Origin of the sequence: Acidithiobacillus ferrivorans, from assembly GCF_016250455.1 — a bacterium.
In the GTDB taxonomy this organism is placed as follows: Bacteria; Pseudomonadota; Gammaproteobacteria; order Acidithiobacillales; family Acidithiobacillaceae; genus Acidithiobacillus; species Acidithiobacillus ferrivorans.
The window spans coordinates 2,409,055-2,433,221 of the sequence record NZ_CP059488.1; the positions used below are offsets into that span (position 1 = coordinate 2,409,055).

A 24,167-nucleotide genomic window follows, 5' to 3' on the forward strand; every position below is an offset into this window, starting at 1 on the left:
ATAGATGTGGCAACAACAAAAAACAAGCAACAAACTCCTCTTTCCCTGAGCCATAACATCATTCTATGATGAGACTGACTGCCATCCGCCTTTTGAGGAGTCCCCCCTATGCCCTCCCAACGCCCCAGCAAAACCGCGTGCTCGCTACCCCCTTTGGGTATGGATGCCTCCAGCCTGTGTATGGACACGCGTCATTATCTGCTGCGCACCCTGGGTGCCGAAGAGTCCGTCAGCTCGGGGAATAGTGTTTACACCGCGCTGGCGATGAGTCTGCGTGACCGGCTCATCGAACGCTGGAAGAATACCCAGAAAAAGGTAGCGGCCGAAAATGGCAAACGCACCTTTTATCTGTCTCTGGAGTTCCTGCTGGGACGGGCTATGGGTAATACCCTGCTCAACCTGGGTCTGGAAGACGCTGCGCACGACATGCTTACTCAGGAGCACCGTAAGCTGGCGGATCTCCTTGAGGTCGAGCCTGACGCTGGTTTGGGTAACGGTGGCCTGGGCCGTCTCGCCGCTTGCTTTCTCGACAGCTGCGCCTCTCTGGGCTTGCCGGTCACGGGTTATGGCATTCGCTACGATTACGGCATGTTCCGTCAGGAGATTCGTGGTGGCGAGCAGCTAGAGGAACCCGATCACTGGTTGAAGAACGGTTATCCCTGGGAACTGAAACGGCCAGAGCGCGTGCGCCGGGTCCATTTTTTTGGGCGTAGCGATACCTATTACGATGCCCATGGGAAAATGCGTCAGCGCTGGGTCGACACCCACGATGTCCTCGCCGTGCCTTACGATATCCCCATCCCCGGCTATCGTAACGACGTGGTCAACACCCTGCGCCTGTGGCGTGCAGCAGCCACCGATATTTTTGATCTCGGCGAATTCAACGCTGGCGCCTACCCGGAGGCGGTTGCGGCAAAAAATAGCGCAGAACACATCAGCATGGTGCTCTATCCCAACGATAGCAGCGAAAACGGCAAAGAATTGCGCTTACGCCAGCAGTATTTTCTGGCCTCCGCCAGTCTTCAGGATGTGGTTGCCGACTGGGTTGCTGTGCATGGCGAAAATTTCCGCGATTTTGCCAAACATCACTGCTTCCAGCTCAATGATACCCATCCCAGTTGCGCCGTGCCGGAACTGATGCGCCTGCTGATGGATGAGCATGACCTGAATTGGCAAGACGCATGGAACATTACCAGCCACACTATGGCCTATACCAACCACACGTTATTGCCCGAAGCACTAGAGCGGTGGTCGGTGCGTTTATTCCGCCAGCTCCTGCCACGCCTTCTGGAAATCATCCTGGAAATCAATGGACGTTTTCTGCAAGAGGTGGCGCGGCGCGCACCGGGTGACACCGGCTTGCTGCGGCGACTATCCATTATCGAAGAAGGCGGCGAGCAGATGGTGCGGATGGCGCACCTCGCCGTGGTGGGCAGCTTTTCGGTCAATGGGGTCGCGGCACTGCACACCAAACTCCTCTGCGAGGAGCTTTTCGCCGATTTTCACCATCTCTGGCCAAAAAAGTTTAACAACAAAACCAACGGGGTGACACCGAGACGCTGGCTGCAATGGGCCAACCCAGGGCTGCGTGACCTCATCACCGAGCGCATCGGCCCCGACTGGAAGTACGACCTGGAGCGCTTACGAGACCTGGCAGCGGCAGCGGATGATGCGGAGTTCCGTAAGCGCTGGGCAGAGGTACGTCGCGTTAACAAGGAACGGCTGGCGGCACTCGTGCACCGGCATACCGGCGTCACCTTCATCTCCGATGCCTTGGTGGACGTGCAGGTGAAGCGCATCCACGAATACAAACGGCAACTGCTCAACGCTCTGCATGTCATCCACTTGTATGATCGCATCAAGCGCGGCGAAGCGGCCGGGGTGACCCCCCGCAATGTCCTTTTCGCGGGCAAGGCCGCACCCGGCTATTTTATGGCTAAGCGCACCATCAAGTTCATCAACAACATTGCCCATGTCATCAATCACGATCCCGATACCGAGGGTTTGTTGCGCGTGAGCTTTCTACCCGATTACCGGGTCTCTCTCATGGAACAAATTTGCGCGGCGACGGATCTCTCCGAGCAAATCTCCACAGCCGGCAAGGAGGCTTCCGGTACCGGCAACATGAAGTTCATGATGAACGGGGCACTAACCATTGGCACTCTGGATGGCGCCAATATTGAAATCCGCGACGCGGTAGGTCCCGAACATTTTTTCCTCTTCGGATTGAATGCCCAGGAGGTCAGCCAACTGCGCGGGCACTATAACCCGCAAATTTACCTACAGGCGGACCGTGACCTGCAACGGGTCATGGATCTCATACAGAGCGGCTATTTCAACGCCTTCGAACCGGGCATTTTCGACCCCATCGTCCACGCTGTCACCCATCCCCACGATCCGTGGATGGTGCTCGCCGACTTTACCAGCTACAAGCTGAAGCAACGGGAAGCAGCGGAACTCTGGCATGATCAGACCGAATGGCAACGTCTCAGCATCCTCAATACAGCGGCCAGCGGCGTTTTTTCCAGTGACCGGACTATCGCCCAGTATAATGCGGATATCTGGCATCTTAAACCTCTGGTCATGACCCCATGACAGGATTCTCCTGATCTGTTCTAATGCTTTCCACTAACGGGGTATGTTCGCCATGCAGAGGAAACTGATGACCTATAAACCACGTCCGGTGTTACTCCTGATCCTCGATGGCTGGGGATATCGCGAGGATCCCGAGGATAACGCCATTGCTCAGGCACGTACGCCGAACTGGGATGGCTGGTGGCAGAGTCATCCCCATGGCCTCATCCATGCGTCCGGCGCCTCGGTAGGGCTTCCAAGCGGGCAGATGGGCAACAGCGAGGTCGGACACATCAATATCGGTGCCGGTCGCGTGGTATATCAGGAGTACGAACGTATTAATCGTACCATCGCCGATAGCAGCTTTTATACCAACAGCACCCTCTGTGCGGCGGTGGATGCCGCCAAGGCACAGGGCGGTGCTGTACATATTCTTGGCCTGCTTTCGGCAGGCGGGGTGCACTCCCACGAAGAACACATTCTCGCCGCGTTGCGCCTGGCACGAGGCCGGGGGGCTGAGCGGGTCTATGTGCATGCCTTTCTGGATGGTCGTGACACCCTGCCACGCTGCGCGGCGCTATCCCTGGCAAAGCTGGATGCCGAGATCAGCACCCACGGTGGCGCTCTGGCTTCAGTGATTGGCCGTTTCTATGCCATGGATCGTGACCACCGCTGGGATCGGGTACAGCAGGCCTATGATCTACTTACCCTCGGCAAAGGTGAACACTATGCCACGGGTGTAGAAGCGCTCGCTGCCGCCTATGCGCGTGGCGAAAGTGATGAATTTGTTGCCGCCTCCCAGATTGGTGCCAGCCCGGCGTGTATCGGCGATCATGATGCGGTGTTATTCATGAACTTTCGCTCCGATCGCGCCCGACAGATCACCCGCCCTTTTGTCGAAGCAGATTTCGATGGTTTCACCCGGCAGGTAACACCCCATCTCGCCGACTTCGTTACCCTCACAGAATACAGTGAGCGCTTTGACGTGCATGTGGCTTACCCCCCTACCCGCCTGAAAAACACCTTTGGCGAATGGGTGTCTCAATTCGGCTTGCATCAGCTGCGCATCGCCGAAACCGAAAAATACGCCCATGTCACCTTCTTTTTAAACGGCGGTGACGAAAAGGTGTTCCCGGGCGAGGATCGCGTATTGATTCCGTCCCCCAAGGTCAGCACCTACGATCTGCAGCCGGAAATGAGCGTGGATGAGTTGACCGATACACTGGTCACCCGTATCGAAAGCCGCCAGTACGATGCCATCATCTGTAATATTGCCAATCCCGATATGGTCGGCCACAGTGGCAAACTGGCCGCCGCCATTGCTGCGGTCGAGGCGGTAGACCGTAGTCTGGGTCGCATTGTCAGTGCTGCGCGCGCCGTAGGTGGCGAAGTGCTGATTACCGCCGATCATGGCAATGTTGAACAAATGCTGGATGTAGAGAGCGGCCAGGCGCACACCTCCCATACCTGCAACCCAGTGCCTCTGCTCTATATTGGGCGTTCCGCTGAGATTCTGGCCGGGGGTGCTCTGGAAGATCTCGCCCCCACCCTGCTCCAGCTCATGGGCTTGCCGGTGCCTCCTGAAATGGGCGGGAAAAACCTGGTGCAGACCCTCTAATCCATGTTGCTTCTGTCCCATCCCCGCGTCAGCGCACTGCTTGCTTTGACCATTCTCCTCCCAGTGGGAGCCGGGGCGGCAACATTGCAAGAGAAAATACAAAATAGCCGGCAAAAGCTGGAGCATATCCACGAAAATCTGGGGCAAATGCAGGCGCACCTCGCGGCGGGGCAGAAAACCCAAGCGCAACTGCGCGGAGAAATCAGCACCATCAATCAACAGGTTGTTGCGGTACAGAAAAAGCTGGTCGGTATTCAGCAGCAGCAGCAACTGGCAAAATCGCAGATTGCTGACCTGCGGGCAAAAATCAGCGCACTCCGAGCCGCGCTGGCGCAGCAGAAAAGCATTCTCGCCCAACAGTTGCGTGCTGCCTACACACTGGGTGGTGTCACGCCACTGGCCGTCTGGCTACAAACGGAACGTCCGGGGGAACTGGGGCGTATGAGCGTCTTTTATGAGTCTTTGGCTAGGGCGCGCAGTACACTTATTACCAAGACTCAAGACACGGCGCAGCAAATACTGAAGACCAAGCACGAGGTGCAAACCCACGAAATCCGTCTCGCCCAGTTGGCACGGCAAGTCGGTGCTCAGGAGCACACCCTCCAGCAACAGCGTCAGCATCACGCCGCACTGGAAAGTCAGTTGGCAGACCGCATTGCCGCCGACAAGGCGAAGATTTCCGAACTACAGGCGAACGCCCATATTCTCGATGGATTGGTGAGTCGTCTGGTCGTACAGTTCCGCCATCAGGAAGCAGTCGCCCGCGCGAAAGCGGCTGCCGCCGAGGCACAACGCAAGGCCGCAGCAGCGGCCCGTCGTGCAGCGGCGATAGCCGCACGACGGCAAGCCATTGAGCAACGTCGTCTAGCCCAGGGAGCCCAAGCAGAACAGCGGGCACGGCAGGTTCAACGTGCGGCAAACGCACAAAAGCAAGCACCGACCACTGTAGTTCGCCCGCCAACGATAGCGGCTGCGCCTGCATTGCCGGCAACGCCCATCGTTGGCCACGGCCACTACCCGGCGCCGGTAAACGGGCCTATCAGCGCCCGTTTTGGTGCACCTCGGGTGACTGGCGGACTCAAGTGGCAGGGTATTATCTTCCAGGCTGCGGTGGGGACACCAGTTCGCGCCATTGCGCCCGGCATGGTACTTTATGCGGGACCTTTACGGGGCTATGGACAGATTGTCATCGTGCAAATTGCACATAGCTTATTGGCCATATACGGGCACTTGGGTGCTACCGATGTCCACGTCGGAGAACAAGTCTCTACAGGTCGTCAGGTAGGCAGTGTTGGCAGTGGTGGGGAATTGGGGAACGATGGCCTCTATTTTGAGATGCGTAACGCAGGACACCCTGTTAATCCCTTGTACTACATTCACAATTGAGGAATAACCTAGCTCTTATGAGATGCACCATGTTGCCGCTCGCCTTCCTTTTGCCGCAAATAGCCACAGGTTGCAGCTATACCCTCGGAGACTTCATCCATGTCCACTCCCCGCTTCCCTAAACCGCTCCGCGGTACTGTCCTGGGCATCAGTGTTGGGCTCGTTCTGGGCGTCAGCATCAGTTTTGCGGTCACTGTTTATGCGGCCAAGGATCAGGATAAAATTCCGCTGGAACAAATCCAGACCTTCAGTCAGGTTTTCGCGGTTGTCAAATCCAATTACGTCGATCCCGCTTCCGATAAAAAACTGATGGATGGTGCCATCAATGGCATGGTCAGCGCCCTGGATCCCCATTCAGCCTATCTGTCGCCAAAAGAATTCAAAGAGATGCAAGTGCTCACCAATGGCAAATTTGGTGGGCTGGGTATCGAGGTAACGGGGGATCATGGGGTACTTAAAGTCGTTGCCCCCATCGATGGTACCCCGGCGGCGAAGGTGGGCATCAAATCAGGCGACCTCATCGTCAAAATTGACGGCAATGCCCTGCAGGGCATTGGTCTGCAAAAAACCGTGGATATGATGCGCGGCAAACCCGGTACGCAGGTAACCCTGACCATTTTGCGGCCCCCTCAGCCCCTGCCCCTACACTTCACCCTGACCCGCGCCATCATCAAGGTACAAAGTGTGCGCGCGACCATGCTTGCACCCGGTTATGGCTATATCCGTATCAGTCAGTTTCAGGAAAACACCGGCAGTGCGACCCGCAAGGCCGTAGAGCATCTGGAGCAGGAGGCCAACGGACATCTCAACGGTTTGATCCTCGACCTGCGCAACAATCCGGGTGGAGTGCTCGGGGCCGGGGTCGAAACGGCGGACACCTTCCTGAACAAAGGACTGATCGTCTATACCAAAGGCCGTACCCCCGACAGCGACATGCGCTTCTCCGCCCATGGACCAGATTATCTCCACGGCGCGCCCATGATTGTGCTCATCAATGGCGGCTCGGCCTCGGCAGCCGAAATTGTCACCGGCGCCCTCAAGGATGACCACCGTGCTCTGGTCATGGGCCAACGCAGCTTTGGCAAGGGGTCGGTGCAGACGGTGATGCCATTGAGCAATGGCGGAGCCCTCAAGCTGACGACGGCACTCTATTACACCCCGGCGGGCTGTTCCATCCAGAGCCAAGGTATCGTTCCCAACATTGCGGTGCAGCCAGCCAATGCACGGCAGCGCGCCCTGAATGCCGACCTCCTGAATGAATCGGAACTGCACGGTGTGCTGAAAGCGCCGGACGAGTGCAGCAAGGCCACCCCCCAGTACACCATCGCCCTACCGGTCTCCGCCACTGCCACCACCCAGTCCACTCAGGAAGATGAGGCCATGGCCGCCAGCGCTGTCCTGAAACCAGATCTGGCCAAGGATTACCCCCTGCACGAAGCGCTCGCCATCCTGGAAGGCAAGGCCGTCCCGGTACAGGAAGCGAAAGGGCAGACTGTCGATACCGTGATCCCCCTTCCAAAGGTAGTGGGACAATAATCCAGATACAAATACTTTGCTTTGTTATGTGCTGATCATGGATAAATTTCGCACACGCACGGTCGAAGCAAGGAAGGTTGTTCGGGCTGCCCAATGCTAGAGATTGTGCGTTTATTCTTAAATAGAGGAACAGGGCTATGGTGACCTCGGCAATACAGGTGCTTATCCCTGTAGCGGATGGCTTCGAGGATATGGAGGTGGTGATCTCCTGCGATATCCTACGACGGGCGGGCTTAAAAGTTGTCCTCGCTGGACTCGACGCAGGATTGGTCACTGGTGGGTGCGGATTGCGTCTGCAACCCGACGCGCTGTTAGCCGACGTGGTCAATGTTGATATTGATATAATCCTGCTCCCTGGGGGCAATAGGGGTGTACAGCAACTGGCAAAGTATCAACCGCTTATTCAGCTCCTGCAGGAAAGGCATCGGCGGGGGCAGATTATTGCCGCCATTTGTGCAGCGCCTGGCATGCTGGCTACCCACCATCTACTCGACGGGCGCCAAGTCACTGCCTATCCAGGCATCCTCGACCCGCAAAGCGCGGACTATACCTATCAAGAAAGTGCTGTAGTGATTGACGGTCCCCTGATTACTTCACGGGGACCTGGTACAGCTATGGATTTTGCTCTTACCTTGGTGGAGCTCCTCCTCGGTCCTGAAAAACGTCGGGAAACAGAGGCGCCACTGCAACGTAGTACCTCCTGAGACTTCCCCTTTGTCCGCCACTATGGATAATAGGGCCAGCGTCACTTAACCTGAAGGAAAATTTATGAAACTTCGCGCGGTCATTCTTGCTGCCACAGTCAGCGCTTTTGCAGTACCTGCTTTTGCTGCCCCTGTCGCCACCGTCAATGGTACCGCCATCGACAACAGCCAGGTGCAGGCCATCATGTCCATGAGCCCGGCGCTTGCCAAAGAGCCCAATGCCCGCGAGCAAGTGGTGCAAAATCTGGTAAACATGGAAGTGCTTTCGCAGTACGCCATCCATCACAAGCTAAACCAGTCCTCTGATGTCAAGCAACGTCTGTCCATAGCCAAGCGCCAGATCCTGGCCGATGCGGCGGTGGACCAGTATGTGAAAGATCATCCGGTTCCTGAGGCCGACATTCAGAATGCCTACAACAAGTTCGTCCAGGCCATGGGCAAGAAAGAATTTGAAGTACGTCACATTCTGGTGAAGACCAAGGTCGAAGCCGACAATATTATGGCTGCACTCAAGGCTGGCCAAAAGTTCTCTGCCCTAGCGGAGAAAGACTCCATTGACAAGGCCAGCGCCGCCCACGGTGGCGAACTCGGCTGGATTGTTCCCGGCATGGTCGTTCCGCCCTTCGCTCAGGCCATCGAGACAGCCCCCATCGACAAGCCCGTTGGTCCGGTGCAGACCCAGTTCGGCTATCACGTGATTGAGGTCCAGGCGACTCGTGCCCTGACCCCTCCGCCACTGAGTACCATGAAGGCCCGTATCAAAGCGCAGCTGCAACAGCAGGAGGCCGCCAAGTTTGTCTCCGATTTGCGCAGCCAGGCGAAAATCAATATCACCAAGTAATTTCGCTATCGCTTGAGCAGAAGCGCCGGGGCTTTCCCCCGGCGCTTTTTTTTGGCCGTCGGCGACCCCATCTTCAAGGGGTATAGGGTATGCCGATCTTGCTGATGGACTATCTTGCCAGAGTGGAGGGCACGCGCCACAATGACAGCAGATGTTAAATACTATGGGGTGTAGGTCATGGGTAAAACGCAGCATCGTCGCAGCACCATCCTGGAGCGCGAGCCACAGGTACAGGAGCCCCGAATGTACCGGGTGCTGCTGGTTAATGATGACTTTACCCCCATGGACTATGTGGTTCATATTCTTAAGACATATTTTCACAAGCCCCATGACGAGGCAGTTGCGGTGATGATGGCAGTACATCAGCAGGGCAAGGGGCTCTGCGGGATTTTTCCCTATGATCTGGCGGAAACCAAGGTTGCCTTGGTCACCGCTGATGCCCGGCAACGCCAGCATCCACTGCGCTGTATCATGGAAAAGGAGTGAGCCATGATCGATAAATCCCTAGAACAGTCCATCAATCAGGCCTTCCAGATTGCCCGTCAGTACGGACATGAATATGCATCCGTGGAACATCTCCTGCTTGCCCTTCTGGACAATCCTGACGGCATGGATGTGCTCAGCGCTTGCGGTGCCGATCGCGTGCATCTGTCGGCGGAATTACAGCAGTTTCTGGAACGCAAAGTACCCGCCATGGGTCCGGCAGGAACGGTCAATACCCAACCATCCATAGGTTTTCAGCGGGTCATTCAGCGCGCCCTCTACCATGTGCAGTCGGCAGGTAAGGAAGCGGTTTCGGGGGCGAATGTCATTGTCGCCATCTTCGCCGAAAGAGAGTCACATGCCGTTTATTTCCTGCAGAAAGAGCATGTTACACGACTTGATGTGGTCAATTTTCTAGCGCACGGCATGCGCAAGGATGAAGTCATGGATGAGGAAGAAGAGGAAGTCGAAGGCACCACGGAAAAGAAGGGAAATAGTAAGGACCCGCTTACCGTCTATGCGCGCAACCTCAACGCCATGGCGCGAGCCGGACGACTGGATCCGCTGATCGGACGCCAGGAAGAATTGATCCGAGCCCTGCAGGTGCTGGCGCGGCGCCGAAAAAACAATCCTCTCTTCGTTGGTGAACCGGGGGTCGGAAAAACTGCCATCGTCGAAGGCCTGGCGCGCGCCATCGTCGCTGGCAAGGTGCCGGAGATGCTGGAAGATGCGACCATTTATGCCTTGGATTTGGGGGCATTGATCGCCGGATCCCGCTATCGGGGTGACTTTGAAGAACGCCTGAAAGGGGTACTGAAGGCACTACGCAAGAAACCCAACAGCATCCTCTTCATTGACGAGATCCATACCCTGATCGGTGCCGGGGCCGCTTCAGGCGGCGCCATGGACGCCTCCAATTTGCTGAAGCCCGCCCTCGCCTCTGGTGAACTGAAGTGTATCGGGGCGACCACCTATCAGGAGTTCCGCCAGTATTTTGAGAAAGACAGAGCGCTCACCCGCCGCTTCCAGAAAATTGACGTGCCGGAGCCCTCTCAGGAAGAGTCCGTGCAGATTTTGCGCGGACTGAAGGGGCAATTCGAGCAGCATCATGGCCTGCGTTATACCGACACAGCCCTGCGCGCGGCGGTAGAACTATCTGTCAAGCATATCCATGATCGTCATCTGCCCGACAAGGCCATTGATCTCATCGACGAGGTGGGCGCGGCACAAGCGCTTTTGCCTGCGTCTCGGCGGAAGAAGAGCATCGGCGTTCACGATATTGAAGAGATGGTCGCCCGGGTGGCCCGTATTCCGGGTAAGAATGTCTCTATTGACGATCGTCAGGCGCTGAAGAATCTGGAGCGGGATCTGGGATTCGTCATCTACGGTCAGGAAAAGGCCATCCACGAACTCTCCGCAGCTATCAAAATGGCACGGGCAGGCCTGCGCCACCATGAAAAGCCGGTGGGAAGTTTCCTCTTCTCCGGCCCGACCGGGGTAGGCAAGACCGAACTCAGCCGGCAGTTGGCCAGCCTGCTCGGCATTCCGCTACTGCGCTTCGACATGAGCGAATACATGGAGCGGCATACGGTGTCGCGGCTTATCGGTGCACCACCGGGATATGTCGGGCATGATCAGGCTGGGCAACTGACGGAGGCAGTGAGCCGTAATCCACATGCGGTGCTATTGTTGGATGAAATTGAGAAGGCGCACCCGGATATCTTCAATGTGCTTTTGCAAGTAATGGATCACGGCAAGCTGACCGATGCTGGCGGCCGCGCAGTGGACTTCCGCAATGTAGTGCTGATCATGACCACCAATGCAGGGGCCGAGACACGCGGCAAGGCCACCATCGGTTTCATGACTACGCCCCAGGGCGACGGTGGACAGGAGATGGAAACCATCCGCCGGGTCTTCGCACCAGAGTTCCGTAACCGTCTGGATGCCGTCGTACCCTTCACGCCACTCTCTAAGGAGACGGTGCTGCATGTGGTAGACAAGTTCGTCATGGAACTGGACGAGCAGTTACTGCAAAAGGGCTACAGCCTGGAGATCAGCGCCGAGCTGCGGCAGTGGCTGGCAGACAAAGGCTATGACCCGCAGATGGGCGCACGGCCGATGACGCGGATTATTCAGGAACATCTGAAGAAACCACTGGCGGAGCATATCCTCTTTGGCGACCTGCCCAAGGGCACGCGCATCACTGCGCGCCTGGAGGATGGTGCGGTGAAGCTGGAAATACCGGAGCCGGTGCATCAGGAGTGACGGATGGGTAGGGCGCTATTACATTTTGACAATACCTATGCGCGCGAGCTGGAGGGTTTTTTCGCCCCCTGGCAGGCCGCCACTGCTCCAGCGCCCCGATTGCTGCTACTGAACTACGCGCTGGCCGAAGAACTGGGGCTCGATAGCGCGGCACTGGATAGCGATCTCGGTGCCGCCATTTTTTCGGGAAATCAAGTGCCAGAAGGGTCGCATCCGCTCGCCCAGGCTTATGCGGGGCATCAATTTGGTCATTTCTCCCCGCAATTGGGCGATGGCCGCGCCCTCTTGCTCGGCGAGTTGATCGATCGCCATGGTCGGCGCCGGGATATGCAACTGAAAGGCTCCGGTCGCACGCCTTTTTCGCGGGGCGGCGATGGCAAGGCGGCACTCGGGCCAGTGCTGCGCGAATATGTCATCGGCGAGGCCATGCATGCACTGGGCATACCCACAACTCGCGCGCTGGCCGCCGTCACGACAGGGGAAACCGTCCATCGGGGAATGGGGCTCCCCGGCGCCATTCTCACCCGCATCGCCGCCAGCCATATTCGCGTCGGCACCTTTCAATTTTTTGCCGCACGCAACGAAAGCAACCGAGTTAAACAGTTGGCCGACTACACCATTGCCCGCCACTACCCCGCCCTGAAAGGGACCAGTAATCCCTATCTTGGCCTCTTTGCCGCGGTGTCCGCCGCACAGGCTGCGCTCATCGCACGCTGGATGCTGGTCGGTTTCATTCACGGTGTGATGAACACGGACAACATAAGCATCGCCGGCGAGACCATCGATTACGGCCCCTGCGCCTTCATGGACAGCTATGACCCAGAGACCGTTTTCAGCTCTATCGATGCACAAGGTCGCTATGCCTACGCCCACCAACCGTTGATTGCACAATGGAATATCACCCGCTTCGCCGAAACCCTGATTGATCTGGTTCACCCCGACGCCGATGAGGCCGTGCGCCTGCTGACCGAGCAGATCAACGATTTTCCTACGCTCTACACCCGCCACTGGCTCGATGGCATGCGCGCCAAGATGGGCCTGACTACCGCAGAGGATGACGATCTTGCGCTGGCGCAGGGCCTCCTGTCCGCGATGGAAGGCCAGGATGCCGACTATACACAGGTCTTCCGCGGTTTATCAGCGGCAGTGCGCGGCGATCCGGCGCAGGTCCGCGCCCACTTTGCCAACCCGGCGCCGTTTGATCTTTGGTTGGCACAATGGCAGGCCCGACTGGCGCACGAAAGCACCACAGCGGAGGCGCGCGCGGAGGCTATGGATCAGGTCAATCCGCTTTATATTCCACGCAACCACAAAGTCGAGGAAGCACTGGCCGCCGCTACGCAGGACCAGGACCTCACCCTGTTTAAAGCGCTACTCGCCGTGCTGGAACAGCCCTTCGCGGAGCGTCCGGGACTGGAGAGCTATACCCAGCCCGCCCCCGAGGATTTCGGGCCATTCAAAACATTTTGCGGAACGTAGCGCTCACTGGGGCGCGGCCGCAGGTTACCCCATGCACATTCAAGGACAACGTGCTCCTAAATGCCATGTTAACGGCCATGCGCAAGCACCTCGGCCACGCGCGCCTGAAGCACCGGAATGAGCTCTTCCTCGAACCATGGATTGCGCTTCAGCCACAGATTATTACGCGGACTAGGATGCGGCAGCGGTATCCGGTTGGGCCAGTTTTTACGCCACGCATGGACTACCTCCGTCAGAGTCCCGGCCTCGGCGGGAAGGTGATAAGCCCGGGCATACTGGCCGATGACCAGGGTGAGTTGCAGATGCTGCAAATGCGGCAGTAATTCCCCATGCCAGGCACGCGCGCACTCTGGCCGCGGCGGCAAGTCTCCGGATGTTCCGGTGCCTGGGTAGCAGAATCCCATGGGCACGATCGCCACTTGTCGGGCGTCGTAGAATACCTCTCGGGAGATACCCAGCCACGCACGAAGCCTATCGCCGCTGGCATCGTTGAAGGGAATGCCGGTTTCATGCACCTTTCTGCCCGGTGCTTGCGCAGCGATCAGAATGCGGGCGCGCGAATCCATCTGCAGCACCGGACGCACGCCAAGCGGCAGGTGCCCGGCGCAAAGTTCGCAATGGCGAACACGGGTGAGCAGTGCGGTGAGAGGATCACCATACGTTGTGGGATCGGGCATCTAAGCTTTAATCGAGATAGGGGAAGTTCTCACAATCTTACCCCTCCCACACCACTGCGCATACGGGACCGCATACGGCGGTTCAATGAACACATTCCTGCCATCCCGCGAGGGATAGCAGGCCCAAACTCCGCGATAAGCAACCGCTGACGCCCAATGTCTGACATAACTAACGGGCGCAAGCGGTTTTATCACTTGCGCCCGTCTTGATGGATGGGTTAACCCGCTCATTCATAGTGCGTCCACATACGCAGGACACGAACGGTTTATGTGATCCGCGTTGGCGGACTTCGATAAAGACCCTCGCAGGCAGTGCCAGCGACAGCGCCGGGGTTTTCGACAGGCGCCACTGTGGGTTCCATCCATTCATGTACAAAAAACTCCTAAATCGGGCTAAAACGCTTGTTGTCCGTTTTCCGGGACGCGATCGCCGTTGCCAGCGGAAGGAACAGCGTCAGCGACAAGCCAGGTAGCGCAATGAACCCATGATGCCGATAGAAGGCTGCCGCCGCTTCATCCTTGGCATCGACCATTAAAGCGTAGGCGGCAATCTCGGAATGGGTGGCTCGATCAAGAGCATCGGCCAGCAGCGCTCCGCCGAGCCCCTGTCCCTTGAATGCCTGATCGACAGCCAAGCGGCCCATTCGTACTACCGGCACGGTCGGATATCGCGGCAACTTTTTGGCCGTCGTGGCTGGCAGGTCGGCCAAGAATAGGCTTGCCGACGCTAAGGTGTAGTAGCCTGCAATGCGCTGCCCGTCAGCCAGCGCTATGAAACAGGCTGTCACGCGCCGGCGAATGTCTTGAGTGACCACCTCTCGCAAGTAGCGGTCAAGCGGCTCCGAACCGCTGTTGAATACGGTGCGGTCATGCGCGGCATCGAGCGGTGCAACAAGAAACGGTGCACTGCTCATTCAGCGCGCAGCAGCTTGCTGCGACGAGCGAAAGCGCGTTTCAAGGCCGGTGTCTGTTGCGGCGGCGACAGCAAAGCCTGCGCAAAGCACTCCTGATCGACCAACGTCAGACGAATGATTTCGGCTTGTTCGATAGCGCGTTGCGCGGCGTCTTGAACGGCGGTCACCACGAAATCGGTCATGGTGCGCCCCTGAAGCTCGGCGGCGCGCTTGAGCATCGAATGCAGATCGGTGCTGATCCGGGCTTCGAGGCGAGCGGTGGAAAACGGTTGTGGCATGGGCTTACCCTCCTGACCACAATTATGCGGCAAATTGCCGTACATCACAACTTTCCTTAGCGTCCGATTTTTCGTTCTGAGGCGACCTCAGTTCCCGGATGCGGTCTTTGAGTTTGTCGATGGCTTTATCCGCCACCTTCACAGCCTGACGCCGTTCCGGCTGGCCGTAAATCCCAGAAACTTGTTTTGGCTGGGCGATCTACCGCGTCGTCCCAGATGCACCACGCCTCATATCCGGGTTTTGTTCATCGCCCCGCAGCTTTGGATTCAGCTTCCTTCAGACCCCGCCTCGCGACAACAACGCCCTTGACGTTCTCCTAGCAGCCGGCTCTGCGAAAACCTGGCCCCAGGACTTCCACCGACATAGTGACGTGCCATGCCCGGCACACACGTTTGAAATCACCGGCGCTGCGCGGCTTTATCGCGCAGCGTCCGCGTTGACCGCCGGGTTGGGCTATCTGTGCTTGAGCAACTCATCAAGCGCGAGGCCGATGTCTTTGGCGATTTGACGGAGCAAGATTGGGGAGATGTCTCGACCTTGATGAAACGGAACCGTTGTGCAGCGGCCTGCGGTATCGCGGAATTGTTTGTGTGATCCGCGTTGGCGGACTTCCATGAAGCCGAGTTTAATGAGAATAGCGATTACTTCATTGGGCTTGAGAACGGGAATATTGCCCATGACTCAAGCGATGGCGACGTTTTGAACCCCGACAAACTCGGACTCCAGCATGGGTTCGCCATCTTCCAGAAGCATTGCAATAACATCGTGCAGGTTGTGGTTGACTTCATCCAGCGTTTCCCCCTGGGAATGAGCGCCGGGAAAACCAGGAACAAAACCAACGAACAGGCCAGTTTGTGGGCACCGCTCAATTACCGCTGAATAGACTTTCATGGCGGGCTCCAAAATTGCACGGAAAATGTAATTATCATTCTATGCTCCGCGATAAGCAACCGCTGACGCCCAATCGGGATAGGGAGAAGCCTCACGGCTCCCCCCTCCCACACCACCGGACATACGGGTCACGTATCCGGCGGTTCGATGAAGTAAATTCCTACCGCGGCGCAAGGCTGGGTAGTCCCAAGTCATTGAAGTAGCGCAATGGTAACGCAATAGTCAATGCCGGTGCCTTCGACAGCCGCCATGGACCGTGAGCCGACTTACTGGTATTCCACGCTTCGCGCACAGATACGCCACGCTTGCGCAGTTGCCGGTAACCGGCCGATCCCCATTGTTTCCAGAGATAGCAACGTAACTTGCGTCGTACCCACTTGTCGATATCGCGCAGAGGGCTCAGCACCTCGGCGATGCCGAAGTACGCTTTCCAACCAAGCAGGGCTTTCCTCAGCTCTGCCACGATAACGCCAATGTTGTTGCCTCGCGTACGACGGGTCAGTTCCCGCACCCGGTCCTTCAGCTTTGCGATGGCCTTGTCGGCCACCTTCAGCCTAGCTCCGTTGCGGCTGACCGTGAAGCCCAAAAACTTGCGGTTCTTGGGCCTGTCCACCGCGCTTTTCAGCGGATTCACTGTGAGCCTCAGTGTGTCGCTGACGTAGCGTGTCACGCTGCCCATCACCCGCTCTCCCGCACGTTTGCTTCGGACCAGAATATTGCAGTCGTCGGCATAACGGGCGAAGCGGTGGCCACGCCGGTCCAGTTCCCAATCCAGCTCATCCAACACCACATTGGCCAGCACTGGCGAGAGTGGGCCGCCTTGCGGCACGCCCATCGTCGTCGGCTCGATGTGTCCACCGACGCTCACACCCGCCTTCAGGAAGCGATTGACCAGGCGCAGCAGGCCGGTATCAAGGCAACGGCTCTTCAGTCGCGCCATCAGCCGGTCATGGTTGACCCGGTCAAAGAAGGCTTGCAAGTCCATGTCCACCACCCAGCCGTAACCTGCGCGGATTGTCCCCTGTACTTCGCGCACGGCCTGATGGGCCGAACGTTCAGGGCGAAATCCGTAGCTGTGGCAATGAAAATGCGGTTCCCATTGGACCGATATAACTTGCGCAATGGCTTGCTGGATGAAGCGGTCCAACACCGTGGGAATACCGAGCAGTCGGCTTTTCCCATCTGGCTTGGGGATTTCCACACGCCTGACCGGCTGCGGGCGATAACGGCCCGCCTCCAATTGCGCGCGAATTCCCGGCCAGTGGTGGCGGAGGTAGTCCGGCAATTCATCGACGCTCATGCCGTCAATGCCGGGCGCGCCTTTGTTCTGGCGCACTTGCTTCAATGCGCGTTGCAGATTGGCCCGTTCCAACACCTGGGCCAGCAACGCTTGGGGGTGAATCGACTCCGGTTGTCCTGACGGTCCAGCGACGAGTTCATCCTGCGGTATGCCCGCAGCCTGCCTTGGCAGGTGGTCAGATGCGTTCCCGTCTCTCTCCATCATGGTCCTTCGTCTTTCATCGTTCGGGCCTTCGGCGGGGGCGCCGCTTACTATGCCCTCTGCTGACTTCTCCACAGTATTCAGCGTTCGTTTCCAAACGCCCAGCTTCGAGCTTCCGAAGCACTGGGGAGATCTCCCGGGGTAAGACACGTTACCTTCACTGCATAGACGCCGGATTTACAAAATGCACCCCATTCGCAGATGGAGGGCTTCGCGGTCACGTGCCCGCTCGCCCCGGATGCATCACGCCTCATATCCGGTTTTTGTTCATCGCCCCGCAGCTTCGGATTGGGCTTCCTCCAGACCCCGCCTCGCGACGACGCCCTTGCCCTTCTCCTTGCCTTCGGCTCTGCGTATACCTGGCCACAGGACTCTCACCTGCGAAGTAACACGCCATGCCCGGCGCACACGTAAAGCTAACCGGCGCTGCGCGGCTTTATCGCGCAGCGTCCAGCGACCGAAGGGAGCGAGGTTGAGCGCCATGTTAGAACTACTCGGGTACAAAACTTTCCCAATCGGGCGCATATAAGACGGTAGCTCCCACATCCTTTTCATCCCAGATTGCCGTTTTGCTGCCCAAGTAGAAAAAATGCGAGGTGACGTTCTTAAAGTCCTTCTCGCTGTTCTTTCCTTCCTTGGAATACACGATTACGTAGTCTCCTGGGTTGATGCTTTTATTAGGAAACCAATACGTATTACGTACTGAGGTTGTCGGCTGCCCATCAACGGTATCAACCCGGAAGAATACATACTGGCCGATGTCGGTTGATGCTTCTGCCTTCATCACAACGCGCTCTTTGTTGAGGTCGCCAGCTTCTCGAATGGCCGTAATTTTGAGTTTCATGGTTTAACCGCCTTAGCTGCAAGGCCTGCAATAACCAGTACAACGCCAAAAGTTGCGACCATCCAAGCAGAGGGCTGTCCCGTTGTGATTGATGGGGCGTAGCCCAAAGCTGCGGCACCGACCGTGAGGCAACCAGTCTGAAGAATATCGGCGGAAATCTTCCCCTTAAACTTTTCTTCCAATACTGCCGCACGCTTGTCCGCCTCATGAAATTTTGGGCGGTAGGACGAGAAGTCATCGCACTCAGCCTCTAGGCGTTCGATCTCGTCCACGAGCATTTTCTGAACAGCAGGTGATGCGAGTTCCTTTTCGCTTAGTTCGCGCGGTAACTTCGAAAATGAGCGCCGACCGGATTTTGGTTTTACGGACTCTGATGGTTTAACACCTGAGGGTTCCTCAGGCTCAACGTCCATCTGATCAATTGGCGTCTCGGCCATAGGGGATTCCGTGAAAGTTCTAACAGGCTGTTGAAATACCTTTTTCTGGCCTTCTGGTCATTGATTGGATCTATCGCCACCGCATTCCGGGGCACCCGGAACCCCTTGCAGAGGCGGGGAAAGTGGCCTTTGTCCGATGCCGCGAGATTTTTTCAATGACGCCACGCCGAGATTCGATGTATTTCAACAGCCTGCTAACATAATTTAGATTGCACAACACTACCACACACATATCGTCTAACGCAACAGGGGTAACAATCAACATACTGTATCTACACAACACTGATCCTTGCCTAAAAATTTAGGACAGCCTAAAATTTTCCAGATGGAAAATAGCCAAGCAACTCCCAGCACCCCGCCCAGACTCTTGGATCAAGTGCGCGCCCGGATCAGGGTGATGCATTACAGTATTCGTACTGAAGAAGCCTATACGGAATGGGCGCGGCGCTTTATTCTTTTTCACCAGAAACGGCACCCCAAAAACATGGGTGCCGCCGAGGTGGAGGCCTTCCTGAGCCATCTCGCCACTGAACGCAGCGTCTCATCGTCTACCCAAAATCAGGCCAAGGCGGCGCTGCTCTTTCTATACAAGCAGGTTCTCGGCATCGATCTGCCCTGGCTGGATAACATCACTAGCGCGAAACCTTCGCAGCACCTGCCAGTGGTGCTGACACCAACGGAAACCCGCGCCTTACTGCATGAACTCTCGGCTACGATGTGGCTTGTCGCCAGCTTGTTGTATGGCACCGGCATGCGTTTACTGGAAGGATTACGCCTGCGCGTAAAAGACATGGAGTTCGAGCGCCGCGAAATTATCAGCCGGGATGGCAAAGGAGCTGAAGGCTGGCTAATATATTCGCACAGAACGGGAATTATTAGGGCATAAAGACGTAAATACCACCATGATTTATACCCACGTCATGAACAAAGGCGGTCGCGGTATTATCAGTCCGCTGGATATGTAAATCATCCATAACTGCCGCCCATTACCGCCGCCAATAAGGTGCCAATAACAACGCCTCCGGCACCAACGTTTTAATCGCTGCGGGGATCTCCAGCGTTAAACCAGGACGCGGACGGATACTGACCCACAATAAATTAATACGCATATTGAGATCGGCAAATACCACCCAAGAGCCGTAATGCTGCAATACGGCGTTGATGATACGCAGGGTATGTTGCTGGCGAATGCCACTTTTCTGGCGGAGTCCGGGGAAGATCATCCGGAAATCAGAGAGGAGATGACCGGCATCGTCACGACTGGGAACCCTTTTCCAGAGGGGCTCGTCGGGTTGTAGACCGGCAAAGGCAGACGGCTTGAGGGCCGTCGATTCGGGGGACTTTGGCGTCAGCGGTGTTGCAGACATGGGGCTCTCCTGCATAAGCGAGTCGCCCTCAGTCTGCCTGCTTCGCCGCGAGGCGGCAAGGCCTTCAGGCGTAGCGCGCGGCGTCCGCTTCGATGATCTTGCGAGCTTCGGCCACATTGGCCCAGTCCTTGAGTTTGACCCACTTGCCGGGCTCTAAATCCTTATAGTGCTCGAAGAAATGGCGGATCTGGTTGCGCAGGGGCTCGGGCAGATCGCTGACATCCCGGATAGCGGAGTAACCGGCGGCGACCTTGTCGTGCGGAACGGCGACGATCTTGGCATCGATGCCTTTCTCGTCTTCCATCATCAGTACACCGACCGGCCGAGCGCGGATAACGGCGCCGGGCGCGACAGGCTGAGGTGCCAGAACCAGGCAATCGGTGGGGTCACCATCGTCGGATAGGGTGTTGGGGATGAAGCCGTAATTGAGTGGGTAGTGCATGGCGGTGAAGAGGAAACGATCGACCACGATGGCGCCGGATTCTTTATCCAGTTCATATTTGACGGAGGAACCCTGGGGGACCTCGATCACGACATTGATGTCATCCGGCAGTGACTGGCCGGCCGGGATTTTTTTCAGGTCCATGCAAAAACTCCTTGTAGAGGATCAGGGAAAAAGGGCGCGCACGCGGTCAAGGTCGGCGGCGGTGTCCACCCCCGCTGCGGGCGCTTCTGCTGCGCAATATACCGCAATCTGTACGCCGCGCTCCAACGCCCGCATTTGCTCCAGCGACTCGATATTTTCCAGCGGACTGGCAGGCCACGCGGCGTAGTCCTGCAAAAAAGCATTGCGGTAGGCGTAGAGACCGAGATGCCGCCACCAGATGCCGGGGGTTTGCGGCAAAGTCTGTCCGCTGCTGAGCGGGAAATGGCTACGATCCCAGGGAATAGGGGCGCGGGAAAAATACTGGGCGCAGCCTTCGGCATTGAGCACCAGTTTGACCGCGTGGGGGTCGGCCAGATCATCCCAGTGCGTGATGGGGACGGCAGCGGTGGCCATCTGCCGCTGCGGATGGTCCAGCAGCAGTTGGGCGGTGGCGTGCAGCAGGGCGGGCGTCATGCCCGGCTCGTCGCCCTGCAGATTGACGATGATGGCGTCGTCGGCCAGTCCCAGCAGACGCGCGGCTTCCGCCAGGCGCTCAGTACCACAGACATGCTCCGCGGCGGTCAACAGCGCTTCACCGCCATAGCTGCGGATACAGTCCACCACTTCGGGGTGGTCGGCGGCTACTACCACCTGCGTCGCGCCGCTTTCCAGCGCGCGCCGCCGCACCTGTTCGATCATCGGGACGCCACCCACATCCAGCAGCACCTTGCGCGGCAGGCGGGTAGATGCCAGCCGGGCGGGAATCAGGACACAAAAGCTCACGCCGACTTATCCTCGTAGGGCTTGGCCTCGTCGACAAGCAGCACCGGGATGTCGTCACGGATGGGATATTGCAGCTGGCAACGCGGGCAGCAGAGGGCTTGACGCTGGGCGCAGGGTTGCAGGCTGCCCTTGCACTGCGGGCAGGCGAGCAGGTCGAGCAGGCGGTGGTCAATACTCATCAGCTTCTCCAGGGCAGCAATGATCGCTCCAGCCAGGGCTGAAAGGATGGCTCCAGCTCCGCTTCGATGCGCAGGGCCCAGTCGTCGGACTGCGCGAATTCCCGGCATTTTACGGCATCCTTGGCGGTCATGACGAGGGGGCGGGGCAAATGGGCGAGGTCGGCGGCGCAAAAAGGGTGGTGATCGGGGAAAAATCGGGGGTCAGGGAGGGCACCCAGGCCCTCCAGGCTCGCCACGAAACGCTGCGGGCGGGCGATGCCGGTGACTGCCGTTACGCGCTGCCCCTGCAGACTGTCGAGACTGCGGGAGCGGCTTGGATCGTTGACGGCGACAAGGTCTTTGGGCTGGATGCGGAAAAGAAAACGGGGTAGTCCGTTGCGCTCCGGGATGGCGGCGGCGGCGGCGGCATCCATGAGCAAGGCGTCGGCATGGAGCATGGCGTCCGGGCACTCGCGCAGAGGACCAGCAGGGAGGCAGTGGCCATTGCCCAGGGGATGGGGGCCGGAGAGCACCAACAGACGCAGGCTGGGCTGCAGGGCGAGGTGCTGGAAGCCGTCATCCAGCAAAGCCAGATTGTAACCATCCACAGCGGCCGCAGCGATGGCACGATGGCGGTCGGGGCAAAGATAAACCGCTTGGGTCTGCCCCTGTTCCTGCGCCAGCAGCAAAGGTTCATCTCCGGCCTGCCGGGGGCTGTCGTCGTGAGGCACCCGATAGGGCCAGTGCGGTGGCCGGGCGCCGTAGCCCCGGCTGATGATGGCCACCCGCCAACCTGCTGCGCTGAGTTGCCGCGCCAGTACCGCCACCAGCGGCGTTTTGCCGCTGCCCCCTACGCCCAGATTGCCGACGACAACGGTGGGGATGCTCGCCGCCCTGCCCTGTAGGTGCCGTCGCCGCCACTGCGCCACTTTGCCGGTCAGCGCCCCCAGAGGCCGCAAGGCGGTGGCCAGCGCCCCACCCTCCTGCCATTGCCGCTCCAGGGTCTGACGCAGGGTCACCAGTCAAAAACCCGTTGCAAAAATTCTGGCAGGCGTTCGCCCGCATGGCGGCGTTCCTGCCAGAAAATGCGCCGGGTGGCGTCGCCACGCTGGCGGGCGGCCATCACATCCCCGCGCAGGACTTGCCAATGACCGAGAATTTGCGCGGGGTCCTCCAGGGTGAGGATGGTGTCGGCGTCCAATTGTCCGGCGGCGTTCAAAGTCACGCCAGGGCTGATGCTGATGGGTCGGGAACCGGCATAAACCTGCCACTGCAACATCGGCGAGGCCGTCTGCAGATGCACCGCCTGCGCCGCCGCCGACAGGGCCGGATACCAGCGATCATTGTCGACGACGACCACCATTCCGGCAGGTAATGGCGCGCGCTGCCACTGGGAAAGCCTGGGCAAATCCGCTGGCGCATCCGTGCCCTCCAGAAACAGCAGCCCCTGCCGGAACAGGGGCGAGGCGGCCCAGGCCTGCCGCCATCCGGCCCATTGCGCGGCATTCAGCCCTTGCACCCACCACAGCAGGCCCTCGTCGGTACCGCTGACCATCGCCCGGAAATTGGGGTCTACCTGGGCGATGGTGAACAAGGTGGCAAAGTCCACGGGCTCCTGAACGGCTTCGCTGACACCGCGCTCGGCCCAGGCCCCGGCCTGGCGCGCATCCCGCGGGTAGACGGCCTCCAGCGGCGCCGGAATCCGCGGGCCGGGATTAGCCGCCATCAACACGGCAGGTATCTTGCCCCGGCCCAGGGCGGCGGCAAGCCGTGGTCTGGGCGTCCGGCCCAGTGCCAGATAACGCAGGGGCGACAAGCGCTCCAGCATGCGCCCCACCGCCTGGGGATGGTCGCAAGGCCCGAAACCATAGCCGAGCCGCTCGGCACCCTCGGTGTGCTGTTTCAGGAGAGCCGGATACTCCGTCTCAAAAGTCATCACCATGCGCAGGTCGCGGCGCTTTTCGGCGATAGCTTTCGCCAACTCAATACCAAGTCTTTGTTGGTCAGCATCGCTGAAGCTCTGCATCCACAGGATGGGACCGCGCTCACCCGGGGCTTTGATCCAGCCCCAGCGGGCATTGGCCTGCGCCGTCCGCCCGGCACGGGCATCGCGCCAACTGGCCCAGCGTGCGCGCAGCAGGCCATTTTCGTAATACATCATGACATCCTGTCTTGCATTTCAACCCGCCCGACGCGTGCATCGGCGCGTTGCCGCAGATCAATCATGGTCGCCTCAAGCGCCTGCTGCAAAGCGATCAGCGTATCCTTATTGGCGTCGCGCGGAATCCGCAGCGGTTCGCCCCAGAGGATCACCCCGCGCGCGCCCGGCAGGGGCAACAGAAAGCCATCCCAACTGGCGAAGCGTTTTGCCCAGCGTGCCGAATAGGTTACCGGCACGATGGGCAGCCCAGAAATGCGCGCCAATTCGATAACGCCCTCTTGCAGCACTTCGCGGGGACCGCGCGGACCATCGGGGGAGATGGCCAGGTCGTACCCCGCATGGGCGGCTCGCAGCATCCCCCGGGCGCCCTTGACCGCCCCACTCCGGGTCGAACCGCGCACCGCACCGTAGCCCCAGTGTGCCATGGTGGCGGCAATCAATTCGCCATCCCGGTGTTCGCTAACGAGAATTTTTATCTTACGTCCGCCCACCCGCCAGTAGGCTTGGGCGACCATAACACCCCGCCCATGCCAGAAGGCCAGCAGGAAAGGCTGTCCGGCCTCGATCAGGGCGCGTACGCTGGCATCCCCCTCCTCGTGCCAGCGCACACTGAGGGCCATAGCTTTGATGATATAAGCCGCCAGTGCGGCCACCACACGTAAGGAACGCCCTTCCAGCCGCAC

The 24,167-nt window shown here is 58.5% G+C and carries 25 protein-coding genes; 10 read left to right on the forward strand and 15 right to left on the reverse strand.

Annotated features, from left to right (window positions below; all coding sequences use genetic code 11):
* Nucleotides 1–108 precede the first annotated feature (108 nt).
* From H2515_RS12045 to H2515_RS12085, 9 genes are all read left to right on the forward strand, one after another.
* Complete coding sequence (locus H2515_RS12045; RefSeq protein WP_198660238.1) at nucleotides 109–2,595, forward strand: glycogen/starch/alpha-glucan phosphorylase; 2,487 nt, start codon at nucleotides 109–111, stop codon at nucleotides 2,593–2,595.
* 67 nt (nucleotides 2,596–2,662) lie between these two features.
* Nucleotides 2,663–4,192, forward strand: coding sequence for a 2,3-bisphosphoglycerate-independent phosphoglycerate mutase (gene gpmI, locus H2515_RS12050; protein WP_198660239.1), 1,530 nt, complete (start codon nucleotides 2,663–2,665; stop codon nucleotides 4,190–4,192).
* A gap of 3 nt (nucleotides 4,193–4,195) precedes the next feature.
* Entirely contained in the window at nucleotides 4,196–5,578 is a 1,383-nt protein-coding gene (locus H2515_RS12055) for a murein hydrolase activator EnvC family protein (protein WP_198660240.1), read from the forward strand.
* Nucleotides 5,579–5,677: 99 nt separating this feature from the next.
* Complete coding sequence (locus tag H2515_RS12060; protein WP_198660241.1) at nucleotides 5,678–7,114, forward strand: S41 family peptidase; 1,437 nt, start codon at nucleotides 5,678–5,680, stop codon at nucleotides 7,112–7,114.
* Between the two features lie 137 nt (nucleotides 7,115–7,251).
* On the forward strand, nucleotides 7,252–7,818 hold the full coding sequence (locus tag H2515_RS12065; RefSeq protein ID WP_035193730.1) for a DJ-1 family glyoxalase III: 567 nt from the start codon (nucleotides 7,252–7,254) through the stop codon (nucleotides 7,816–7,818).
* Between the two features lie 64 nt (nucleotides 7,819–7,882).
* The gene (locus tag H2515_RS12070; protein WP_014028389.1) at nucleotides 7,883–8,659 is read left to right on the forward strand and encodes a peptidylprolyl isomerase; all 777 of its coding nucleotides are present in this window, start codon (nucleotides 7,883–7,885) and stop codon (nucleotides 8,657–8,659) included.
* A gap of 177 nt (nucleotides 8,660–8,836) precedes the next feature.
* Complete coding sequence (clpS, locus tag H2515_RS12075; protein ID WP_014028388.1) at nucleotides 8,837–9,145, forward strand: ATP-dependent Clp protease adapter ClpS; 309 nt, start codon at nucleotides 8,837–8,839, stop codon at nucleotides 9,143–9,145.
* Nucleotides 9,146–9,148: 3 nt separating this feature from the next.
* Nucleotides 9,149–11,407, forward strand: coding sequence for an ATP-dependent Clp protease ATP-binding subunit ClpA (clpA, locus tag H2515_RS12080; RefSeq protein WP_065413338.1), 2,259 nt, complete (start codon nucleotides 9,149–9,151; stop codon nucleotides 11,405–11,407).
* A 3-nt stretch (nucleotides 11,408–11,410) separates the two neighbouring features.
* Nucleotides 11,411–12,886: a protein adenylyltransferase SelO gene (locus H2515_RS12085; protein WP_198660242.1), complete on the forward strand. Its 1,476-nt coding sequence runs from the start codon at nucleotides 11,411–11,413 to the stop codon at nucleotides 12,884–12,886.
* A 68-nt stretch (nucleotides 12,887–12,954) separates the two neighbouring features.
* Here H2515_RS12085 and H2515_RS12090 read toward each other — a convergent pair whose 3' ends face one another.
* The 8 genes from H2515_RS12090 to H2515_RS12125 all read right to left on the reverse strand — a co-directional run bounded on the left by H2515_RS12090 (nucleotide 12,955) and on the right by H2515_RS12125 (nucleotide 18,429).
* The gene (locus tag H2515_RS12090; RefSeq protein WP_198660243.1) at nucleotides 12,955–13,563 is read right to left on the reverse strand and encodes a uracil-DNA glycosylase family protein; all 609 of its coding nucleotides are present in this window, start codon (nucleotides 13,561–13,563) and stop codon (nucleotides 12,955–12,957) included.
* A 383-nt stretch (nucleotides 13,564–13,946) separates the two neighbouring features.
* A complete protein-coding gene (locus tag H2515_RS12095) occupies nucleotides 13,947–14,477 on the reverse strand; it encodes a GNAT family N-acetyltransferase (protein ID WP_035193711.1) in 531 nt (176 codons plus the stop codon).
* Complete coding sequence (locus H2515_RS12100) at nucleotides 14,474–14,800, reverse strand: type II toxin-antitoxin system TacA family antitoxin (RefSeq protein ID WP_232821378.1); 327 nt, start codon at nucleotides 14,798–14,800, stop codon at nucleotides 14,474–14,476. Before H2515_RS12100 ends, H2515_RS12095 begins: the two co-directional genes overlap by 4 nt.
* 409 nt (nucleotides 14,801–15,209) lie before the next feature.
* Nucleotides 15,210–15,434, reverse strand: a complete 225-nt coding sequence (locus tag H2515_RS12105; protein ID WP_198660244.1) for a type II toxin-antitoxin system HicA family toxin — start codon at nucleotides 15,432–15,434, stop codon at nucleotides 15,210–15,212.
* 3 nt (nucleotides 15,435–15,437) lie between these two features.
* A complete protein-coding gene (locus H2515_RS12110) occupies nucleotides 15,438–15,647 on the reverse strand; it encodes a type II toxin-antitoxin system HicB family antitoxin (protein WP_014028381.1) in 210 nt (69 codons plus the stop codon).
* A 160-nt stretch (nucleotides 15,648–15,807) separates the two neighbouring features.
* Nucleotides 15,808–17,151: a group II intron reverse transcriptase/maturase gene (gene ltrA, locus H2515_RS12115; RefSeq protein ID WP_232821379.1), complete on the reverse strand. Its 1,344-nt coding sequence runs from the start codon at nucleotides 17,149–17,151 to the stop codon at nucleotides 15,808–15,810.
* 487 nt (nucleotides 17,152–17,638) lie between these two features.
* Complete coding sequence (locus H2515_RS12120; protein WP_198660245.1) at nucleotides 17,639–17,992, reverse strand: hypothetical protein; 354 nt, start codon at nucleotides 17,990–17,992, stop codon at nucleotides 17,639–17,641.
* A complete protein-coding gene (locus tag H2515_RS12125) occupies nucleotides 17,989–18,429 on the reverse strand; it encodes a hypothetical protein (protein ID WP_198660246.1) in 441 nt (146 codons plus the stop codon). The genes H2515_RS12120 and H2515_RS12125 overlap by 4 nt, the downstream gene beginning before the upstream one ends.
* Before the next feature lie 325 nt (nucleotides 18,430–18,754).
* On the opposite strand from H2515_RS12125, the gene H2515_RS12130 reads away from it, so the two are divergent.
* Nucleotides 18,755–19,315: a phage integrase N-terminal SAM-like domain-containing protein gene (locus H2515_RS12130; RefSeq protein ID WP_456298303.1), complete on the forward strand. Its 561-nt coding sequence runs from the start codon at nucleotides 18,755–18,757 to the stop codon at nucleotides 19,313–19,315.
* A 100-nt stretch (nucleotides 19,316–19,415) separates the two neighbouring features.
* Here H2515_RS12130 and H2515_RS12135 read toward each other — a convergent pair whose 3' ends face one another.
* The 7 genes from H2515_RS12135 to H2515_RS12165 all read right to left on the reverse strand — a co-directional run bounded on the left by H2515_RS12135 (nucleotide 19,416) and on the right by H2515_RS12165 (nucleotide 24,167).
* Entirely contained in the window at nucleotides 19,416–19,796 is a 381-nt protein-coding gene (locus tag H2515_RS12135; RefSeq protein ID WP_065412485.1) for a hypothetical protein, read from the reverse strand.
* A gap of 64 nt (nucleotides 19,797–19,860) precedes the next feature.
* Entirely contained in the window at nucleotides 19,861–20,382 is a 522-nt protein-coding gene (gene ppa, locus H2515_RS12140; protein WP_065412484.1) for an inorganic diphosphatase, read from the reverse strand.
* Between the two features lie 21 nt (nucleotides 20,383–20,403).
* On the reverse strand, nucleotides 20,404–21,165 hold the full coding sequence (gene kdsB / locus H2515_RS12145) for a 3-deoxy-manno-octulosonate cytidylyltransferase (RefSeq protein WP_198660247.1): 762 nt from the start codon (nucleotides 21,163–21,165) through the stop codon (nucleotides 20,404–20,406).
* A complete protein-coding gene (locus H2515_RS12150; protein ID WP_035191793.1) occupies nucleotides 21,162–21,344 on the reverse strand; it encodes a Trm112 family protein in 183 nt (60 codons plus the stop codon). The genes kdsB and H2515_RS12150 overlap by 4 nt, the downstream gene beginning before the upstream one ends.
* Nucleotides 21,344–22,342: a tetraacyldisaccharide 4'-kinase gene (lpxK, locus tag H2515_RS12155; RefSeq protein WP_198660248.1), complete on the reverse strand. Its 999-nt coding sequence runs from the start codon at nucleotides 22,340–22,342 to the stop codon at nucleotides 21,344–21,346. The genes H2515_RS12150 and lpxK overlap by 1 nt, the downstream gene beginning before the upstream one ends.
* On the reverse strand, nucleotides 22,339–23,484 hold the full coding sequence (locus tag H2515_RS12160) for a glycosyltransferase N-terminal domain-containing protein (protein ID WP_198660249.1): 1,146 nt from the start codon (nucleotides 23,482–23,484) through the stop codon (nucleotides 22,339–22,341). The genes lpxK and H2515_RS12160 overlap by 4 nt, the downstream gene beginning before the upstream one ends.
* Entirely contained in the window at nucleotides 23,481–24,167 is a 687-nt protein-coding gene (locus H2515_RS12165; RefSeq protein WP_198660250.1) for a lysophospholipid acyltransferase family protein, read from the reverse strand. The genes H2515_RS12160 and H2515_RS12165 overlap by 4 nt, the downstream gene beginning before the upstream one ends.

Excerpts from the sequence above, each read along its gene's own strand:
- H2515_RS12045 (WP_198660238.1), top strand. The coding sequence starts at position 109 with ATGCCCTCCCAACGCCCCAGCAAAACCGCGTGCTCGCTACCCCCTTTG.
- gpmI (WP_198660239.1), top strand. The coding sequence starts at position 2,663 with ATGACCTATAAACCACGTCCGGTGTTACTCCTGATCCTCGATGGCTGG.
- H2515_RS12055 (WP_198660240.1), top strand. The coding sequence starts at position 4,196 with ATGTTGCTTCTGTCCCATCCCCGCGTCAGCGCACTGCTTGCTTTGACC.
- H2515_RS12060 (WP_198660241.1), top strand. The coding sequence starts at position 5,678 with ATGTCCACTCCCCGCTTCCCTAAACCGCTCCGCGGTACTGTCCTGGGC.
- H2515_RS12065 (WP_035193730.1), top strand. The coding sequence starts at position 7,252 with ATGGTGACCTCGGCAATACAGGTGCTTATCCCTGTAGCGGATGGCTTC.
- H2515_RS12070 (WP_014028389.1), top strand. The coding sequence starts at position 7,883 with ATGAAACTTCGCGCGGTCATTCTTGCTGCCACAGTCAGCGCTTTTGCA.
- clpS (WP_014028388.1), top strand. The coding sequence starts at position 8,837 with ATGGGTAAAACGCAGCATCGTCGCAGCACCATCCTGGAGCGCGAGCCA.
- clpA (WP_065413338.1), top strand. The coding sequence starts at position 9,149 with ATGATCGATAAATCCCTAGAACAGTCCATCAATCAGGCCTTCCAGATT.
- H2515_RS12085 (WP_198660242.1), top strand. The coding sequence starts at position 11,411 with ATGGGTAGGGCGCTATTACATTTTGACAATACCTATGCGCGCGAGCTG.
- H2515_RS12090 (WP_198660243.1), bottom strand. The coding sequence starts at position 13,563 with ATGCCCGATCCCACAACGTATGGTGATCCTCTCACCGCACTGCTCACC.
- H2515_RS12095 (WP_035193711.1), bottom strand. The coding sequence starts at position 14,477 with ATGAGCAGTGCACCGTTTCTTGTTGCACCGCTCGATGCCGCGCATGAC.
- H2515_RS12100 (WP_232821378.1), bottom strand. The coding sequence starts at position 14,800 with ATGTACGGCAATTTGCCGCATAATTGTGGTCAGGAGGGTAAGCCCATG.
- H2515_RS12105 (WP_198660244.1), bottom strand. The coding sequence starts at position 15,434 with ATGGGCAATATTCCCGTTCTCAAGCCCAATGAAGTAATCGCTATTCTC.
- H2515_RS12110 (WP_014028381.1), bottom strand. The coding sequence starts at position 15,647 with ATGAAAGTCTATTCAGCGGTAATTGAGCGGTGCCCACAAACTGGCCTG.
- ltrA (WP_232821379.1), bottom strand. The coding sequence starts at position 17,151 with ATGATGGAGAGAGACGGGAACGCATCTGACCACCTGCCAAGGCAGGCT.
- H2515_RS12120 (WP_198660245.1), bottom strand. The coding sequence starts at position 17,992 with ATGAAACTCAAAATTACGGCCATTCGAGAAGCTGGCGACCTCAACAAA.
- H2515_RS12125 (WP_198660246.1), bottom strand. The coding sequence starts at position 18,429 with ATGGCCGAGACGCCAATTGATCAGATGGACGTTGAGCCTGAGGAACCC.
- H2515_RS12130 (WP_456298303.1), top strand. The coding sequence starts at position 18,755 with ATGGAAAATAGCCAAGCAACTCCCAGCACCCCGCCCAGACTCTTGGAT.
- H2515_RS12135 (WP_065412485.1), bottom strand. The coding sequence starts at position 19,796 with ATGTCTGCAACACCGCTGACGCCAAAGTCCCCCGAATCGACGGCCCTC.
- ppa (WP_065412484.1), bottom strand. The coding sequence starts at position 20,382 with ATGGACCTGAAAAAAATCCCGGCCGGCCAGTCACTGCCGGATGACATC.
- H2515_RS12150 (WP_035191793.1), bottom strand. The coding sequence starts at position 21,344 with ATGAGTATTGACCACCGCCTGCTCGACCTGCTCGCCTGCCCGCAGTGC.
- H2515_RS12160 (WP_198660249.1), bottom strand. The coding sequence starts at position 23,484 with ATGATGTATTACGAAAATGGCCTGCTGCGCGCACGCTGGGCCAGTTGG.